This is a genomic window from Burkholderia sp. APQ4-4ca (assembly GCF_057837105.1).
This window is the reverse complement of the sequence record NZ_JBYQCG010000019.1, coordinates 1-599: the sequence shown is the minus strand read 5'-3', so window position 1 is coordinate 599 and position 599 is coordinate 1. Positions and strand designations below refer to the sequence as shown.

Genomic DNA, 599 nt, shown 5'->3' with positions numbered 1-599 from the left:
CGGGTATGTGGGTGTCGCGCGTGCGTCCGCCCTTGGTGCCGTGCCGGATCGTGATGAAGCTCTGGCCGCGGGAGAGCGCAACCTCCCACTGTTTGAGGCTCTTGTGGCTTTCGATCATCTCTTCACGCCGGAGGCCGAGGCAGCGCGCGAGCTGGATCCACGCGCGCGTATCCGACGCGGCCCGCTCGAGCGCTCGAGCAAGCACGCTTTCGTCAACGACCTTCCCTGTACCGATACGCGTGCCTGACGGAACACCTAATTCGGCGTTGGTCAGCGCATCGGCCCACTCGCCGCGGCCGGTCCCACGCAGCGCGCGGCGCAGATGGCTCATCTCGTTCTGGATCGTCCGTGCGCTGATGCCGGCGTCGATACGCGACACCACGTAGTTGCGCAGCTGTTTTTCAGTGACGGTGGCCGGGGCGACCTGGCCGTACCGACGGTGCTTCGCATGGGCCGCAAAGGCTAAAAATGTGGTGCGCATCTTCTGCTTCGTGAGCGTGGCCGCGCCCTTATGCAGCGCCGCGCTCATGAACTTCGCCTCGATGGATCTCGGCTTGTTCGACGTCGGTTTGCTCATCTGCTTTGCTCGTGGGTGGTTT

At 64.3% G+C, this 599-nt stretch carries 1 protein-coding gene; it reads right to left on the bottom strand.

Features of this window, described 5'->3' with window-relative positions; translation table 11 throughout:
* On the bottom strand, positions 1 to 577 hold a 577-nt coding region (locus tag AC3IFE_RS01445; RefSeq protein WP_489189379.1), incomplete at its 3' end, for an integrase domain-containing protein.
* Between the last annotated feature and the right edge of the window lie 22 nt (positions 578 to 599).